The sequence below is a fragment of the Acidiphilium sp. C61 genome, assembly GCF_905116885.1.
GTDB lineage: Bacteria > Pseudomonadota > Alphaproteobacteria > Acetobacterales > Acetobacteraceae > Acidiphilium.
Window position 1 is genome coordinate 735,747 of record NZ_CAJHNI010000005.1, and the last position, 14,902, is coordinate 750,648.

17 protein-coding genes and 1 tRNA gene are annotated in these 14,902 nt (G+C 67.6%); 15 read left to right on the plus strand and 3 right to left on the minus strand.

The window, feature by feature from the left end; all coding sequences use genetic code 11:
- Window position 1: 1 nt before the first annotated feature.
- The 3 genes from HUW10_RS06300 (at window position 2) to HUW10_RS06310 (ending at window position 3,012) form a co-directional block, all read left to right on the plus strand.
- A complete protein-coding gene (locus tag HUW10_RS06300; RefSeq protein ID WP_174502725.1) occupies window positions 2-1,384 on the plus strand; it encodes a cell wall metabolism sensor histidine kinase WalK in 1,383 nt (460 codons plus the stop codon).
- Window positions 1,385-1,556: 172 nt separating this feature from the next.
- Window positions 1,557-2,444 carry a cation diffusion facilitator family transporter gene (locus HUW10_RS06305; protein WP_174502726.1) on the plus strand — a complete coding sequence of 296 codons (888 nt, stop codon included), beginning with the start codon at window positions 1,557-1,559 and terminating at the stop codon, window positions 2,442-2,444.
- Window positions 2,445-2,454: 10 nt separating this feature from the next.
- Window positions 2,455-3,012 (plus strand): cob(I)yrinic acid a,c-diamide adenosyltransferase, encoded by a 558-nt coding sequence (locus tag HUW10_RS06310; protein WP_174502727.1) that lies wholly within the window; start codon window positions 2,455-2,457, stop codon window positions 3,010-3,012.
- Window positions 3,013-3,154: 142 nt separating this feature from the next.
- Here HUW10_RS06310 and HUW10_RS06315 read toward each other — a convergent pair whose 3' ends face one another.
- On the minus strand, window positions 3,155-3,547 hold the full coding sequence (locus tag HUW10_RS06315; RefSeq protein WP_174502728.1) for a hypothetical protein: 393 nt from the start codon (window positions 3,545-3,547) through the stop codon (window positions 3,155-3,157).
- 142 nt (window positions 3,548-3,689) lie between these two features.
- Here HUW10_RS06315 and HUW10_RS06320 point away from each other — a divergent pair, with 142 nt between their 5' ends.
- The 7 genes from HUW10_RS06320 to HUW10_RS06350 all read left to right on the plus strand — a co-directional run bounded on the left by HUW10_RS06320 (window position 3,690) and on the right by HUW10_RS06350 (window position 9,675).
- Window positions 3,690-4,463 (plus strand): SDR family oxidoreductase, encoded by a 774-nt coding sequence (locus tag HUW10_RS06320; protein WP_174502729.1) that lies wholly within the window; start codon window positions 3,690-3,692, stop codon window positions 4,461-4,463.
- The gene (locus HUW10_RS06325; RefSeq protein ID WP_174502730.1) at window positions 4,460-5,356 is read left to right on the plus strand and encodes an NrtR DNA-binding winged helix domain-containing protein; all 897 of its coding nucleotides are present in this window, start codon (window positions 4,460-4,462) and stop codon (window positions 5,354-5,356) included. The genes HUW10_RS06320 and HUW10_RS06325 overlap by 4 nt, the downstream gene beginning before the upstream one ends.
- Before the next feature lie 100 nt (window positions 5,357-5,456).
- Window positions 5,457-6,437, plus strand: a complete 981-nt coding sequence (gene nadA / locus HUW10_RS06330; RefSeq protein ID WP_174502731.1) for a quinolinate synthase NadA — start codon at window positions 5,457-5,459, stop codon at window positions 6,435-6,437.
- 43 nt (window positions 6,438-6,480) lie between these two features.
- Window positions 6,481-7,941: an L-aspartate oxidase gene (locus HUW10_RS06335; RefSeq protein WP_174502732.1), complete on the plus strand. Its 1,461-nt coding sequence runs from the start codon at window positions 6,481-6,483 to the stop codon at window positions 7,939-7,941.
- Window positions 7,938-8,783, plus strand: a complete 846-nt coding sequence (nadC, locus tag HUW10_RS06340) for a carboxylating nicotinate-nucleotide diphosphorylase (RefSeq protein WP_174502733.1) — start codon at window positions 7,938-7,940, stop codon at window positions 8,781-8,783. Before HUW10_RS06335 ends, nadC begins: the two co-directional genes overlap by 4 nt.
- A gap of 6 nt (window positions 8,784-8,789) precedes the next feature.
- Complete coding sequence (locus HUW10_RS06345) at window positions 8,790-9,272, plus strand: DUF3429 domain-containing protein (RefSeq protein WP_174502734.1); 483 nt, start codon at window positions 8,790-8,792, stop codon at window positions 9,270-9,272.
- Between the two features lie 100 nt (window positions 9,273-9,372).
- Complete coding sequence (locus tag HUW10_RS06350) at window positions 9,373-9,675, plus strand: hypothetical protein (RefSeq protein ID WP_174502735.1); 303 nt, start codon at window positions 9,373-9,375, stop codon at window positions 9,673-9,675.
- 135 nt (window positions 9,676-9,810) lie between these two features.
- Here HUW10_RS06350 and HUW10_RS06355 read toward each other — a convergent pair whose 3' ends face one another.
- Window positions 9,811-10,569 carry a molybdopterin-binding protein gene (locus tag HUW10_RS06355; RefSeq protein ID WP_174502736.1) on the minus strand — a complete coding sequence of 253 codons (759 nt, stop codon included), beginning with the start codon at window positions 10,567-10,569 and terminating at the stop codon, window positions 9,811-9,813.
- A gap of 14 nt (window positions 10,570-10,583) precedes the next feature.
- Complete coding sequence (locus tag HUW10_RS06360) at window positions 10,584-11,594, minus strand: bifunctional GNAT family N-acetyltransferase/(deoxy)nucleoside triphosphate pyrophosphohydrolase (RefSeq protein WP_174502737.1); 1,011 nt, start codon at window positions 11,592-11,594, stop codon at window positions 10,584-10,586.
- Window positions 11,595-11,697: 103 nt separating this feature from the next.
- On the opposite strand from HUW10_RS06360, the gene HUW10_RS06365 reads away from it, so the two are divergent.
- The 5 genes from HUW10_RS06365 to HUW10_RS06385 all read left to right on the plus strand — a co-directional run bounded on the left by HUW10_RS06365 (window position 11,698) and on the right by HUW10_RS06385 (window position 14,724).
- Window positions 11,698-12,960 carry a glutamate-5-semialdehyde dehydrogenase gene (locus HUW10_RS06365; protein ID WP_174502738.1) on the plus strand — a complete coding sequence of 421 codons (1,263 nt, stop codon included), beginning with the start codon at window positions 11,698-11,700 and terminating at the stop codon, window positions 12,958-12,960.
- A 2-nt stretch (window positions 12,961-12,962) separates the two neighbouring features.
- Entirely contained in the window at window positions 12,963-13,601 is a 639-nt protein-coding gene (locus HUW10_RS06370) for a nicotinate-nucleotide adenylyltransferase (RefSeq protein WP_371808644.1), read from the plus strand.
- Between the two features lie 125 nt (window positions 13,602-13,726).
- Window positions 13,727-14,122, plus strand: coding sequence for a ribosome silencing factor (gene rsfS / locus HUW10_RS06375; RefSeq protein ID WP_174504773.1), 396 nt, complete (start codon window positions 13,727-13,729; stop codon window positions 14,120-14,122).
- On the plus strand, window positions 14,119-14,595 hold the full coding sequence (locus tag HUW10_RS06380; protein ID WP_236656252.1) for a 23S rRNA (pseudouridine(1915)-N(3))-methyltransferase RlmH: 477 nt from the start codon (window positions 14,119-14,121) through the stop codon (window positions 14,593-14,595). Before rsfS ends, HUW10_RS06380 begins: the two co-directional genes overlap by 4 nt.
- Before the next feature lie 54 nt (window positions 14,596-14,649).
- Window positions 14,650-14,724, plus strand: a tRNA-Met gene (locus tag HUW10_RS06385).
- Window positions 14,725-14,902 lie beyond the last annotated feature (178 nt).

The window sequence follows — 14,902 nt, forward strand, 5'->3', positions numbered from 1 at the left end:
GATGCGCCGACCGATCGCAACGATAGCGGCCTGGCTCGGCGGTCCGCCTGCCATCGTCCTGTCCGGACTGATCTTTGCCCGCGCGATCCCTCTCTGGGAGGGCGTCGGCTGGCTGGCCGGCTGCGCCGCCTGGTCGGGAGCGGCGGGCATGGTTCTGGCGCGCGATCTGCGCCGCTTCAGTGCCGCGCTCACCGCGCCGTCATCGCCCTCGGCATTGCAGCTCGTAACACCGGGGCTGACCAACCTCGCCCAGCGCATCATCCAGACGATCGCCACGGAACGCGAAACCCGCGAAGCCGCCGCCACCAACGCCAACTACAGCCAGTCTCTTCTCAATCGCCTGCCGGATGCGCTGTTCCAGCTCGACGGCCTGCCAGGGTCGCGGCGGATCGTCTGGAGAAACCCCGCAGCGGTCAGGATCTACGGCGCCGAGGAATCGGCACTCCTCCGCCATCCGCAGTTGCGCGCCGCCCTCGCGGAGGCAGAGTTGGCCGACCAGCCGGTGCGGACCACCCTATCGCTCGCCACACCGGTCGCCAGGGTTCTGGATGCCACGGTGATCCGCAGCGGAGATCTTGGCCGCGCGGCCCCGGTCTACATCCTGCTGACCGACCGCACCCGCGAGCGCGAACTGAACCAGATGCGCGCCGATTTCGTCGCCAATGCAAGCCACGAATTGCGGACGCCGCTGACCAGCCTGATCGGCTTCATCGAGACCCTGCGCGGCCCGGCCCGCGACGATGTCGAGGCCGTGCCGCGTTTTCTCGCCATCATGGCCGAACAGGCCGAACGGATGCAGAGGATCATCGCGGATCTGCTGAGCCTCTCGCGAATCGAGATGTCGGAGCATCAGCCCCCCTCCGAGCAGATCGATATCGGGCCGGTGATCCGCCAGGTCGCCAGCTTCATGGACCCGATCCTCGCGAAAGCCTCGACCAGGCTGACCCTGGATATCGCCGCCAGCCTGCCCGTCGTGCATGGCGATTCCGGCCAGCTCACCCAGGTCATCGGCAACCTTGTCGACAACGCGGTGAAATACAGCGCGCTCAAGCACGGAAACGCAGGCGGCAACATCACGGTGTCCGCGCATGCAACGCCAAATACCGACTTCCCCCAACCTGGCATTCTGATTGAAGTGATCGATGATGGCCCCGGGATCGCGCGCGAGCATCTGCCAAGGCTGACGGAGCGATTCTATCGGGCTGACAAGGGGCGGGCGCGCGCCGTGGGCGGCACCGGGCTCGGCCTTGCGATCGTCAAGCATGTCGTCATGCGCCACCGTGGCCGGCTGGTGATCGACAGTGTCGAGGGAACCGGCACGACATGCCGCGTATGGCTGCCCGCGGCAGCGCAGGCAGCGCAGGGGTCGAGGCGCTCGGCCTGATCGGTGATGCCGGCGGTTTCATCGGTGTCACGGTTCGGCTAAAGCGAGGGCGCGGCGCTGGCCTTGCCTGGCTTCCGGGCGAGGCTTTCGGGAACAGGACCAGGGCGCAAGCCTGTTGGCCAGCCGCTCGACAAGACGCCAAACCGTTCGGAAAGATCGAGCCTGAGGAACGATGTTTATCCCGCTCCGCCTTGCTGCCCTGAGTGTCGTCATCAGCCTGGTCTCGCTCGGGCTGAAGGTGATGGCGTGGCGCGTCAGCCATTCGGCGGCACTCTATTCCGACGCACTCGAATCACTGGTGAACGTCTTTGCCGCGGTGATGGTGATGGTGGCGCTCAAGGCCGCCGCCAAGCCCGCCGACAGCGAGCACCCCTACGGACATGCGAAAGCAGAATTGCTGAGTGCGGTCGCCGAGGGGGGCATGATCCTCTTCGCCGCAGTGCTGATACTCGAACGCGCCGCAAGTACGATATTTATGCCGCACCTCCCTTCGGCGCCGGTCTTGGGCCTCGGCCTGAACGCGGCCGGCGGCCTCGTGAATGCCCTCTGGGCGCTCGCGCTCGGCCGGTCCGGCGTGACCCGGAAATTTCCGGCGCTGGCAGCCGATCAGGCCCATCTCGTGGCCGACGCCATCACCACGGTCGGGATCATCGCCGGATTGTCCATCGCCGTCCTCGCCGACCTGCCGGTCATCGACCCGCTGATCGCCATGGCCGTCGCGGCGCAGATTGCATTCATGGGCGGGCGGACAGTGCTGCGCGCCCTCAGCGCACTGCTCGACCGCGCGCCGCCGCCTGAAATGGTGGACCGGATCCACCGGCTCGTCGCCACCCATGCCGCCGGCGCGATCGAGGCGCATGACATGCGAATCCGTGAGGCCGGGCAGTCGCGCTTCCTCGAATTCCACCTCGTCGTGCCGGGGACCATGACGGTCGCCGAATCCCACACCATATGCGATCGGATCGAAGGTGCCTTGAAGCGGGAAATGGCAGGCGTGATCATCACGATCCATGTCGAGCCCGATCACAAGGCCAAGAACGAAGGAATTCTGGTGAAATGAGGTCTGCGAGATGGTGAAGCTGGATACGATCGTGACCCGCGGCGGCGACCGTGGCGAAACATCCCTGGCCGACGGATCGCGCGTCGCCAAGAGCCACACCCGCATCGCCGTGTTCGGCGCGCTGGATGAAACCAACACCGCGGTCGGCCTGCTCCGCGTGGTCTGCGCGCAGTCTCCCGAGATCGACTCGGTCCTCGCCGCCATCCAGAATGATCTGTTCGATATCGGCGCCGACCTTGCCGCGCCCGCCGACCCTAACCGCCCGTCAAGGCTGACCAGCGCCTATGTTGCCCGGCTCGACGAAGCCGCCACCGCCTGGAATGCGCGTCTTGGCCCGCTGACCAGCTTCATTCTGCCGGGAGGCACCGAAGCCGCATCCCGCGCGCATCTCGCCCGCACGATCGCGCGGCGTGCCGAACGCGAACTGGTGCGGCTCGCCAGCGAGACGACTATTTCAGATATACCGATCCCCTATCTCAACCGCCTGTCGGACACGATGTTCATCCTCGCCCGCCTGCTCAACGACGAAGGTCGCGCCGACACGCTCTGGCGGCCCGGCGGCGCCTGAGCGCCGGGACACCGGCCAGTTTCAGAATATTATCCGATCAGATGGAGTTATCTGATCGGATAAAAATATTATTTTTATCAATATTATAGAGCACTACATCCGATCCAAAAGGATCCGATGTAGTACTCCAGAGAAGCCCGTCTCAAAGAAGGTGGAAGCTCGAGACCCTGGTACCGGTGAGCGTCAGGTCGGTGAGAACCTGATTGCCCCCCTGTAGCGTCACCTCGAAAATATAGCCGATCGTTGAGCCCACCCGCTGCGTCGTCAGGTATTTGACGGCGAAAGGCTGGGATAGCGGGATCTTCGCGTCGATGGCGGCCGCCTGAGCGGGAAACTTCTTGCTGTCGACATGGGCCCGGAATGTCGATGACGTCGGTGCCACGAAAGATTTGTAATCGGAATGCCCGATCGCCGAGAGCATCTGGGTCATATCGCGCGTCGCCAGTTGCACCTGCGCGGGCTGGGCTTGGGCCACCGCAGATTGTGCCGCGATGGCGACGAGCAGCAATCCTGCTGCTCCAATCGAAAACTTCATTACGCGTCCCTTCCCTGTTCGTCTTCGAGCCCATTATGAGCGGGGTATTCATGCGCTCAAAGGGCTTCCGGCCTTTCCGGAACCACCGAATTGCGCACACACTGCTGTCCCGCCATCATGACCGACCGAAGGAGACGGATCAATGACCGACGCTTTCCGTGGCCGCCGCGCCCTCGTCACCGGGGCTTCCAGCGGCATCGGCGCCGATATTGCCCGCCAGCTCGCCCAGCGTGGTGCTGACCTCATTCTCACCGCAAGGCGGCAGGACCGGCTCGAGTCGCTGGCTGCCGAATGCCGCCTGTTCGGCGTCACCGCCGAAACCGCCGCCGCCGACCTCGCCGATGAGGCCGGCCGCCTCGCCTTGGCCGAACGCTTCCCGACCATCGACATTCTGGTGAACAATGCCGGACTAGGCGTCTTCGGCCCCTTTGCCGAGGCCGAATGGACACGGACCGAGGCGATGCTCGCGGTGAACATCACCGCCCTGACCCATCTCACACGGCTGTTCGCCGCTCCGATGGCGGCGCGCGGCTGGGGCCGTATCATGATGGTCGCCTCCACTGCCGCGTTCCAGCCGGTTCCGCTCTACGCCGCCTATGCCGCGACCAAATCCTATGTCCTATCGCTCGGCGAATCGCTGAATGTCGAGCTGTCCGGACGCGGCGTGCGTACTACCGTGCTCTGCCCCGGCGTCACCGAAACCGAGTTCTTCGATGCCGCCGGCCAGATCCGCTCCACCTTCACCAAACGCAGCGCGATGACCAGCGCCGAGGTCGCGCGAATCGGCGTCGCAGCACTGCTCGCCGGGCGCTCCAGCGTCGTCGCCGGGCGAAGCAACGCGGCCATGGCCTTCGGCACCCGTTTCGCGCCGCGCGGACTCGCCGCCCGCCTCGCCTTCCGGATGATGAAGCCGTGAGCGATAGCGCCGACCCGATCCACGCTGAACTGATCGCGGTCGTTGTCGCCGTCACCGACGCAACACCCCGCGTCCTCACCCTGCACGACGGCAGCGCCCTGCCCGCCGGCCCGCTCGAATCGGCCCATCGATCGCTGCAGGCCGGGCTGCGCGACCGGGTGGAGCGCCAGACCGGACATCCGCTCGGCCATGTGGAGCAACTCTACACCTTCGCCGATGCCGGCCGCAGCCGTGCTGGGCGGAGCATCTCGATCTCCTACCTCGCCCTCAGCAGCGAGACGCGGGCTCGGCTCGGCGGCCAGGTCTCGTGGCAGGACTGGTACCGCTACTTTCCCTGGGAAGACCGCCGCACCGCGAACGACGCCGCCTCACGGATCGAACCCGGCCTGCGAAGCTGGGTGGGCACGGAGCCGACGCGCCGCGCGCGCATCGCCCGCTGCTTCGGGCTCGACGGCACGCCCTGGCAGGAGGATCTGGCGCTCGACCGCTACGAACTCCTCTACGAAGCCGGGCTGGTGCGCGAGGCCGCGCGCGACGGCCGGCCGGCGCATGGCGAGTTCGCCCCGGGTGCCACGCTCGCCGCCGACCACCGCCGCATCCTCGCCACCGCGATCAGCCGGCTGCGTGCCCGGCTGCGGGCCCGGCCCGCCGTTTTCGAGCTGATGCCGGAGCGATTTTCCCTGCTCGAGCTGCAACACTGCATTGAATCCGTCAGCGGCCAGAAACTGCACAAGCAGAACTTCAGGCGCCTCATCGAAAGCCAGAACCTGCTGGAAGAAACGGGAGATTTCGCGAACGGCCCCGGCCGGCCGGCCAAGCTGTTCCATTTCCGCAGTGCCATCCGTGACGAACGGGCCATGACCGGCAGCCGCCCGCCGCTCGCCACACCTTGACCGAATTATACTCACATCCACTATAAGAGGCGTTGATCCAGCCGATTTTCGGCCATAAAATCGCTCATGATATGCTCATTTCGAGCATAAGGATGTGGCCATGACTCTCGCCGCTGCCCCCGTTCCCGCGCCGCTCGCCGCACATGTCCCGCCCGCCGAATGGGCGCTGATGCAAGAGGACATCGCGGCAATCCGCGACCTCAAGCAGGCGCGCGACGCAATCATCCTTGCCCATAATTACCAGACGCCGGACATCTATCACGGCGTCGCCGACATCGTGGGCGACAGCCTCGCTCTCGCCCGTGAGGCGATGTTGGCCCGCGCTTCGGTCATCGTCGTCGCCGGGGTGCATTTCATGGCCGAGACCGCGAAGCTGCTGAACCCGGACAAGACGGTGCTGATCCCCGATTCCCGCGCCGGCTGCTCGCTCGCCGAAAGCATCACGGCCGCCGATGTCCGCGGCCTGCGCGCCCGCCATCCGGGCCTGCCGGTGATCGCCTATGTGAATACCTCAGCCGCGGTGAAGGCCGAGGTGGATTATTGCTGCACCTCGGCCAATGCCCGCAAGGTGGTCGAGCACGCCGCCCGCGCCGCCGGGACCGACGCGGTGATCATGCTGCCGGACCGCTTTCTAGCCGCCAACACTGCGCGCGAAACCACCATCCGCATCATCGCCTGGGACGGCGCCTGCGAGGTGCACGAGCGCTTCACCGCCGCTGACATCGTGCAGGTACGCCAGCAATATGACGGGGTTGCCGTCCTCGCCCATCCGGAATGCCCGGAGGAGGTGGTCGCCGCCGCCGATTTCGCCGGCTCCACCGCCGCCATCGCCGACTATATCGCGCGCCACCGCCCGGCCCGCGCAGCATTGATCACCGAGTGCTCGATGGCCGACAACATCGCCGCCGCCAATCCCGCAACCACCTTCGTCAAGCCCTGCAATCTCTGCCCGCACATGAAGCGGATCACCCTGGCCGGCATTCGCAGCGCTTTGGAAACCATGACCGAAGCGGTGACGATCGACCCTGCCCTCGCCACCCCGGCACGCGCGGCGGTCGAGCGAATGCTCGCGATACCTTGATAGCGCATTCTCGCGATACCTTGATGCGGATGCGCACAATCCCATGAACGCCCCGATCATTGTCGGGGCCGGGCTCGCCGGCCTTGCCGCCGCCCTGGCCGCCGCGCCACGCCCGGTGCGACTGCTCACCGCCGGCACGCTCGATGCCGGCGCCGCCAGTCTCTGGGCCCAGGGCGGTATCGCCGCCGCCATCGGCGCCGACGATGCCATCGACCTGCACATCGCCGACACACTCGCTGCCGGCGACGGGCTATGCGACGCCGCCGCGGTCTCGCGCATCATCGCCAGGGGGCCGTTCGTGATCGATTCCCTGCGCGCCCACGGCGTGCGCTTCGACGCCGGGCTCGGCCTCGAAGCCGCCCATGCGCGCCGCCGGATCAGCCATGTGAAGGATGCCACCGGCCGCGCCCTGACCACCGCGCTCGCCGCCGCCGTGCGCGCCGCCCCGCATGTCACGATCATCGAACACGCGCGCGCCGTGGCGCTCGATGTCGCGGAGAACCGGGTGCGTGGCCTCTGGGTCGAGACCGCTGGCTGCATCGTCCATCTCCCGACCGCCGCCGTGCTGATCGCGACCGGCGGCGTCGGCGCGCTGTGGCGCCACACCAGCACCCCGCCAGGTGCCGACGGCTCCGGCCTCGCCCTCGCCGCACGCGCGGGCGCCGTGCTGCGCGATCTCGAATTCGTCCAGTTCCACCCAACCGGACTCGATTCCGGCGCCACGCCGATGCCGCTGATCTCCGAGGCGGTGCGCGGCGAAGGCGCCATCCTGACCGATGAGACCGGTCAGCGCTTCACCGACGAACTCGCCCCGCGCGATGAGGTTGCCCGCGCCATTGTCCATCATCTCGCCGCCGGCCACCGCGTCACGCTCGACGCCACACATCTCGGCGCCGGCTTCGCCGCCCGATTCCCGACGATCGACGCCGCCTGCCGCGCCGCCGGGATCGATCCCGCGCGACAGCCGATCCCGGTGCGCCCGGTCGCGCATTACCACATGGGCGGCATCGCCGTGGACGCGCAGGGCCGCGCGAGCGTGGGCGGGCTCTACGCCGCCGGCGAGGCCGCCTGCACCGGGCTGCACGGCGCGAACCGCCTGGCCAGCAACTCGCTGCTCGAAGCCTTCGTCACCGGCACCGATGCCGGAACCGCGCTCGCCGGTGAACCCGATGCAACCTCGATGACCGCGTCCGCCGCTGCGCCGCGCAGCGCACCGCCACCGGCGCTGGTGCGCGATCTTGTCAGCCGCCATCTCGGCGTGCTGCGCGATGCCGCCGGCCTGGCGCACCTGATCGAGCGCCTCGCCCCGCTGGCTCCGGCTCACGATGCCGCGCTGATCGGCCTCATGATCGGCGTCGCAGCACTCGACCGCGCCGAAAGCCGTGGCGCCCATGCGCGGACCGATGCGCCCTCCCGCGCCGCGCAGCCGCGCCATTCCGATCTCACCCAGGCGGCGGCCCTCGCCCGTGCCGCTGCCCTCGCGCAAAGGCCCCACGCCGCATGACCAAGCTGCCCCGCATCATGATCGAACCGGCTGTTCGCGCCGCCCTGCTCGAGGATCTCGGCCGCGCCGGCGACATCACTGCCGACGCGGTGATTCCGGACGACAGCCGCACCACCGTCGCCTTCGTCGCCCGCGAGAAGGGCACGATTGCTGGCCTCGATTGCGCCGCCATCGCCTTCGACCTGCTCGATCCGTCCCTCGCGCTCGATATCCTGATCCCGGATGGCGGCACGGTCGCGCCCGGCGACGTGATCGCGCGGATCGAGGGAAAGGCGCGTGCCATTCTCTCGGCCGAGCGGACAGCGCTGAACTTTCTCGGCCAGCTTTCCGGGGTTGCCACCGCCACCGCCGGCATCGCCGCCGCCATCGCCCATACCGGGGCGCGGATCACCTGCACGCGCAAGACCATTCCCGGCCTGAGGGCCTTGCAGAAATACGCTGTGCGCTGCGGCGGCGGCGCCAATCACCGCTTCGGGCTCGATGACGCGGTGCTGATCAAGGACAACCACATCGCCATTGCCGGCGGTGTCGGCCTCGCGGTGCGCCGTGCCCGCGCCGCGGTGGGCCATCTGGTGAAAATCGAATGCGAGGTCGACCGGCTCGACCAGCTCGCCGAGGCGCTAGAGGCCGGTGCGCATGCCGTGCTGCTCGACAACATGGACCCTGCAACTTTGCGCCGGGCCGTCGCGATGGCGAAAGATCGTGCGATCACCGAGGCCTCCGGCCGGATCACCCCGGAGAGCGCCCCCGCCATCGCGGAAACCGGGGTCGACCTGATCTCGGCCGGGTGGCTGACCCACAGCGCGCGGGTGCTGGATATCGGGCTCGATTTCATGACATAAACAGGCATGAACCGCGCTCCCTTCACCATCGCCACCCTGCTCGCAATCGCCGGGCTGGTCCCCTTCCTGGTCAGCCTCGCCGCCATCATCACCGACCCGACGCGCGCTCCGCTCGCGACCACTGTCATGATCGATTACGGCGCCTGCATCCTCGCCTTTCTCGGCGCGGTACACTGGGGCTTCGCACTGGAGCCAGGCGGCATCGTGCCCGAGATGCGGCTGAACAACCAGCGCCTGCTGTTCGGTGTGCTGCCGGCGTTGGTCGGCTGGCTCGCTCTGCTCGCCCTCTCGCTGGCCCAGGCGCCGCGCCTGGCCATCGCGATCCTGATTGCCGGCTTCTTCGCGACCATCGTGGCCGAAACGGTCGGCCGCGGGCGCGACATCGTGCCGGGAAACTATCTCATCCTGCGCTGGGCGATCTCGATCGTCGTGCTCGCGGTGCTGATCGTCGCTCTGTTCATCGAGGCGGTAGGCATGCGCCAGGGCTGAACCGCGGGATGAACGGAATTTCATCCAGCGGTAAATCAGGATCGCCGAATTCCGCCGCATTCTCCTGACAGATTACGATCATCGATCAGGAGATGCCCACATGAAGCGAACCAGCATCATCGTCGGCGGTGCGATGGCCGCCTGTGTTGTCCTCGCCGCGACCAGCGTCGCCCAAGCCGACTGGGATGGCGGCCCGAGCTTTTCAATCGGCTTTGCCGGCCCGCCGGCCTATTACGCGCCGCCGCCGCCTCCGGTCTATTACGCGCCGCCCCCACCCCGCTACTACGCACCGCCGCCACCGGCCTATTATGCGCCACCGCCGCCGGCGTATTATGCGCCGTCCTTCCCGGCCGGCCTGTCCTTCGGCTTCAGCCTGCCGTTGGGCCACGACGACGATCACTAGAGGATCGTCCGATCAGCTAGAGGATCGTCCGATCAGATGGAACCATTTGATTAGGCAAAGATACTATTTTTATCAATACAATAGAGCGCTACACCCGATCCGAAGGGATCGGGAAGTGCTCTAGCCGTGCCGGCATCACACCGGCGGTTCACCCCGGACCGGCGTGATGCCCTCGGCTGCAATGAGCGACTCGGCCTCACCGGCTGCTGCATCCAGCGCCTCGACATCCGTACCTTTGACAACAACCGCCACCCCGCTGCCGGCCTCGCGGTAGAACGGATAGCTGCCAACGTCGATCTGCGGATACCGCGCCTGGATCGCCGAGAGCCGGGCCGCGATGCTGCCTTCCTTCACCCCGAGCCCATGCACCGCCCGCATCGCGATCGGCGTGCCGCGGGTCAGCACAGTCTCCAGCCCGGTGAACATCGCCTGCATGATCCGCGGTACGCCGGCCATCACATGCACGTTGCCGATGGAGAATCCCGGCGCGATCGAGACCGAGTTCGGGATCGGCACGGCACCGCGCGGCAGCATCGCCATGCGCTGCCGCGCCTCGTTGAACTGCTCACGGCCGAGATGCCGCTCCAGCGCGTCCCAGCTCTCCTGATGCTTTTCCCACGGCACGCCGAAGGCGGCGGCGATGCATTCGCTGGTGATGTCGTCATGCGTCGGCCCGATGCCGCCGGTGGTGAACAAATTGTCATAGGCGGCGCGCAGTTCATTGACCGCGCGGACGATCCGCTCGGCGATATCCGGCACGACCCGCACCTCCTCGAGCCGGTGGCCGAGCACTGCGAGACGACCGGCGATGAATTTCGTGTTCACATCCTGCGTGCGGCCCGAGAGAATCTCGTTGCCGATGATCAGGATGACGGCGGTGGGGTTACTGGGCATACAGGTCTCCCGGATCACAGAAAATCGCGCAGCAGCGGCAGCAGCGGACGGTCGGCCGGCGGCATCGGGTATTCATCGAGCCGGTCCGGCGCCACCCAGGCCAGTGCCTGGCCCTCGCGCGGCTCGGGCGTGCCGCTCCAGCGGCGGGCGAGATAGAGCGGCATCAGCAGATGAAACTGGTCATAGGCGTGCGAAGCAAAGGCGAACGGGGCGACATCCTCCTCGCGGAGCCGAATGCCGAGTTCTTCCTCCATCTCGCGCACCAGCGCCTGTTCGGGGGTTTCGCCCGGGGCGAGCTTGCCGCCCGGAAACTCCCACAGCCCCGCCATCTTCTTCCCTGGCGGGCGACGGGCCAGCAGGATGCGCCCCTCGATATCGACCAGCGCGCAGGCGGCCACCAGCACCAGCGGCTTCACGGCAGTGACCGCGGTCGCTGACACCGGTTCGGGAGCTGCGAGATGGCGCAGCGCCAGCGCCTCCCGCGTGATCGCGTAATGCACCACCGGCAGGCTGGCGCCGGGCTGGCCGATGAACTTCGCATGGCCCCGCCCCGTCGCGCTGAACCCGGCGCGTTCGAGCAGCGCGACCGAGGCCGCATTGTCGGCGGCCACCGTCGCCTCGATCATGGCGATCGGCAGCTCGGCGAACCCCCAGTGCAGCAATTCGGCGACCGCCGCCCCCGCATGCCCACGTCGCCAGAAACGTCGGCCGATCCAGTAGCCCAGCGCAGCGCTGCCCCGCGCGGCATCGAGCCGCAGGCCGGCACTGCCGATCATGCCGCCATCGGCATCGAGAATCGCGAATTCATGAGCGCGCCCGGCCTCACGATCGGCCACCGCCGCAGCCACCCAGGCCTCGGCCGTCTCCAGCGGATAGGGAAACGGCGCTTCCGGCAGCCGGCGGCAGATGTCCCAATCGTTGATGAGTTGGTGGAAGCGGGCGGCATCCTCCTGCGCGAGCGGCCGCAGCACGGCGGTTCCGACGGCGTCCCTGGTGGCGATGTCCGGCACGAAAAACCCCCGCACTGTCTCCTGGCCGCTCCGGGATAGCTTGTCCGGGACGCGGCCGAAAGGGCGATCCACAGTTTGACGGTTGATTTGCCGGCCGCGGGCGCGCAATTCTTCCTCCATGGACACCGCGACCCATAAAGCCGAAGAATTCCTTAACGCCGCCGCGGGCCGCGCGCGCGCTGCCATGCGTGGCCTTGCAGCAATGCCGGCGGCCCGGCGCGATGGCGCACTGCGCGCCGCCGCGGCCGAGTTGCGCATTCACGCCGTGAACATCCTCGCTGCCAACGCCCGCGACCTCGACAGTTTCGCGGGATCGCCGGCGATGCGTGACCGGCTGCTGCTGAACGAGGCGCGCATCGAGGCGATCGCCGCCGGAATCGAGGCGATTGCCGACCTGCCCGACCCGCTGGCAGCCAGCCTCACCGAATGGACGCGGCCCAACGGCCTCGTGATCCGCCGCGTGCCGCAGCCGCTCGGGGTGATCGGCATGATCTATGAAAGCCGCCCCAATGTCGGCGCCGATGCTGCCGCGATCTGTATCAAGTCGGGCAATGCGGTGATCCTGCGCGGCGGCTCGGAAAGTTATCATTCGAATACCGCGATCTATCTCGCGATGACCAAGGGCCTGCGCCAGGCCGGATTTCCCGATGGCGCCGTGCAGATCGCCCCGAATATCGACCGCGCCTTCGTCGCGGCGATGCTGGGCGCGTCAGGGCAGATCGACCTCATCATCCCGCGCGGCGGCAAGTCGCTGGTCGAGCGGGTGCAACGCGAGGCAAGAGTGCCCGTGCTCGCGCATGCCGAGGGGCTGAACCACACCTACATCCATGCCGAGGCCGATCCGGGGATGGCCCGAACCGTGCTCGCCAACGCGAAAATGCGGCGGACCGGCATCTGCGGCGCCACTGAAACCCTGCTGATCGACGCAGCCATCGCCCCTGCCCTGCTCCCGCGCCTGATCGAGGATCTCGCCGCCCTTGGCTGCACCTTCCGCGCCGACGACCGCGCGCGGGCCATCGTGCCGAATCTCCCCGCCGCGGGGCCCGATGATTTCGACACCGAATGGCTCGATTCGGTGCTTTCGGTCAGCGTCGTCGACGATCTCGACTCAGCACTCGACCACATCTCCCGGCACGGCTCGTCGCATACCGAGGCGATCGTCACCGAAAACGCCGATGAGGCTGGCCGTTTTCTCGCCGGCACCGACAGCGCGGTGGCGATGTGGAACGCTTCGACCCAGTTCTGCGATGGCGGCGAGTTCGGCTTCGGCGCCGAGATCGGCATCGCCACCGGGCGAATCCACGCCCGCGGCCCGATCGGCCCGGCACAGCTGACGACATTCCGCTACCACGTCGTCGGCACCGGCCAGGTGCGTCCCTGAACATTGACCGACTGCCGCGCTTCGGCGACCGCAGGCCACTGCGCATCGGCCTGCTCGGCGGCAGCTTCAACCCCGCGCATGAGGGCCATCGTCACGTCGCGACTGCGGCGCGCAGGGCGCTGAAACTCGATCAGGTCTGGCTCATGGTCTCGCCCGGCAATCCGCTGAAGAGCCGCGCTGACATGGCACCCTTCGCCGAACGCTTCGCCTCTGCGACACGGCTTGCCGACGGGCGGCGACTCGTCGCAACGGGGATCGAAGCCGCGCTCGGAACCCGCCGGACCGCCGACACCCTGGCCAAGCTGCGCCGCCGGTTTCCCCGCGCGCACTTCGTCTGGATCATGGGGGCAGACAACCTCGCCCAGTTGCACCGCTGGCACCGCTGGCGTGATATTGCCGCCGCCGTGCCGATCGCCGTGCTGCCGCGGCCGGGCGAAACGCGCGCCGCGCTGGCCGGGCGGGCCGCGGATGTGCTACGAAATGCACGGATCGCTGCGCGCTCGGCGGCGACCCTCCCCGGCAGCCCACCGCCGGCCTGGACTTGGCTGCCCGCGCGCGAAAATCCATTATCAGCCACCGCGCTGCGCGCCCGTGCCCGCAAGGCAGGCGCGTCGCACGGCATTCAAGGAGACCGGCCATAGCCCGCCCGCCGACCCGCTCGACCCCGCCCACCGCCGCACCGCGAAAGCCGGCGGCGAAGCGCAAGCCGCCGCTTCCCGCCGAGGCTGCACCCAAGACCCCAGGAACCCCGCGCAAGAAGGCCGCCATCGCCGGCCCCGCGCCGCAAACCGCACGCCAGCGCCGCAGCGCGGACAAGGCTGCCGAACGGCTCGCGCAGATGGAACAGGTCATCACCGAGAGCCTAGCCGACGACAAGGCCGAGGATATCGTGACGATCGACCTTGCCAGCCGTGCCAGCTTTGCCGACCGGATGGTGGTGGCCACCGGCCTTGCCGACCGGCAGATCGCCGCGATGGCGACCCACCTGCTCGAGAAGCTCGCCGCCATCGGCGTCAAGCGCGTGCAGGTCGAGGGTGCCGGCGGATCGGACTGGGTGCTGGTCGATGCCGGCGACATCGTCGTCCATCTCTTCAAGCAGGAAGCGCGCGAGCTCTACGCGCTCGAAAAGATGTGGAGTGCCGATCTGGACGAGCCGGTGTGACGGCTCCGAGCGCCCGGTTGCGCATCGTTGCGATCGGGCGCGATACCAGGGGACCGGAAGCCGATCTCGTCGCCCGCTACGCCGCGCGGCTCCAGCCCCGGCTGGAAGTTGTCGCCCTGCCTGATGGCACCGGAAGCCCGGCTGAGATCAAGCGGCGCGAGGCAGACGCGATCCTCCGCCGCCTTACCGCCGACGATCTGGTCATTGCTCTCGATCTCGACGGCAAAGCGCCTGACAGTGCTACCTTCGCCGCAATGCTCGCCTCATGGCGCGAGACCGCCCGGCCGCTAGCCTTCGTCATCGGCGGCGCCGAAGGCTTGGAGCGGCGGATCATCGAGCGCGCCGAGGCCGTGCTGTCGCTTGGCCGGCTGACCCTGCCCCACCTTTTCGCCCGCGCCGTGCTCGCCGAACAGCTCTACCGGGCGCAATGCATCCTCGCCGGACACCCCTATCACCGGGCGGGGCGGCCATGAAGACAACATGATTGACTTGCTCCTCCTGTGACGCTACCTCAACGCCAGCCATGGGGCGGCGTAGCTCAGCGGTAGAGCAGGGGAATCATAATCCCTTGGTCGGTGGTTCAAATCCGCCCGCCGCTACCAAGGCGTTCAATCCTGCACAATACATTGGCTCAATGGAACAAGCGACTATGGTCGCATGTGACCAAGGTATTTTTTCTTGCATGGTTCATGGGTCCACAGAACCGTGCGGCGCTTGACCTGTCGGTTCACGGTCATGACTGTCAATCATTAGCTCACTTCCCGGTCCTTTCGGATCGGA

Coding starts and splice junctions, on each gene's coding strand:
- HUW10_RS06305 (WP_174502726.1), top strand. CDS start 1,557: ATGTTTATCCCGCTCCGCCTTGCTGCCCTGAGTGTCGTCATCAGCCTG.
- HUW10_RS06355 (WP_174502736.1), bottom strand. CDS start 10,569: ATGCCCAGTAACCCCACCGCCGTCATCCTGATCATCGGCAACGAGATT.
- nadC (WP_174502733.1), top strand. CDS start 7,938: ATGACCAAGCTGCCCCGCATCATGATCGAACCGGCTGTTCGCGCCGCC.
- HUW10_RS06315 (WP_174502728.1), bottom strand. CDS start 3,547: ATGAAGTTTTCGATTGGAGCAGCAGGATTGCTGCTCGTCGCCATCGCG.
- HUW10_RS06310 (WP_174502727.1), top strand. CDS start 2,455: ATGGTGAAGCTGGATACGATCGTGACCCGCGGCGGCGACCGTGGCGAA.
- nadA (WP_174502731.1), top strand. CDS start 5,457: ATGACTCTCGCCGCTGCCCCCGTTCCCGCGCCGCTCGCCGCACATGTC.
- HUW10_RS06365 (WP_174502738.1), top strand. CDS start 11,698: ATGGACACCGCGACCCATAAAGCCGAAGAATTCCTTAACGCCGCCGCG.
- HUW10_RS06350 (WP_174502735.1), top strand. CDS start 9,373: ATGAAGCGAACCAGCATCATCGTCGGCGGTGCGATGGCCGCCTGTGTT.
- HUW10_RS06300 (WP_174502725.1), top strand. CDS start 2: ATGCGCCGACCGATCGCAACGATAGCGGCCTGGCTCGGCGGTCCGCCT.
- HUW10_RS06320 (WP_174502729.1), top strand. CDS start 3,690: ATGACCGACGCTTTCCGTGGCCGCCGCGCCCTCGTCACCGGGGCTTCC.
- HUW10_RS06335 (WP_174502732.1), top strand. CDS start 6,481: ATGAACGCCCCGATCATTGTCGGGGCCGGGCTCGCCGGCCTTGCCGCC.
- HUW10_RS06345 (WP_174502734.1), top strand. CDS start 8,790: ATGAACCGCGCTCCCTTCACCATCGCCACCCTGCTCGCAATCGCCGGG.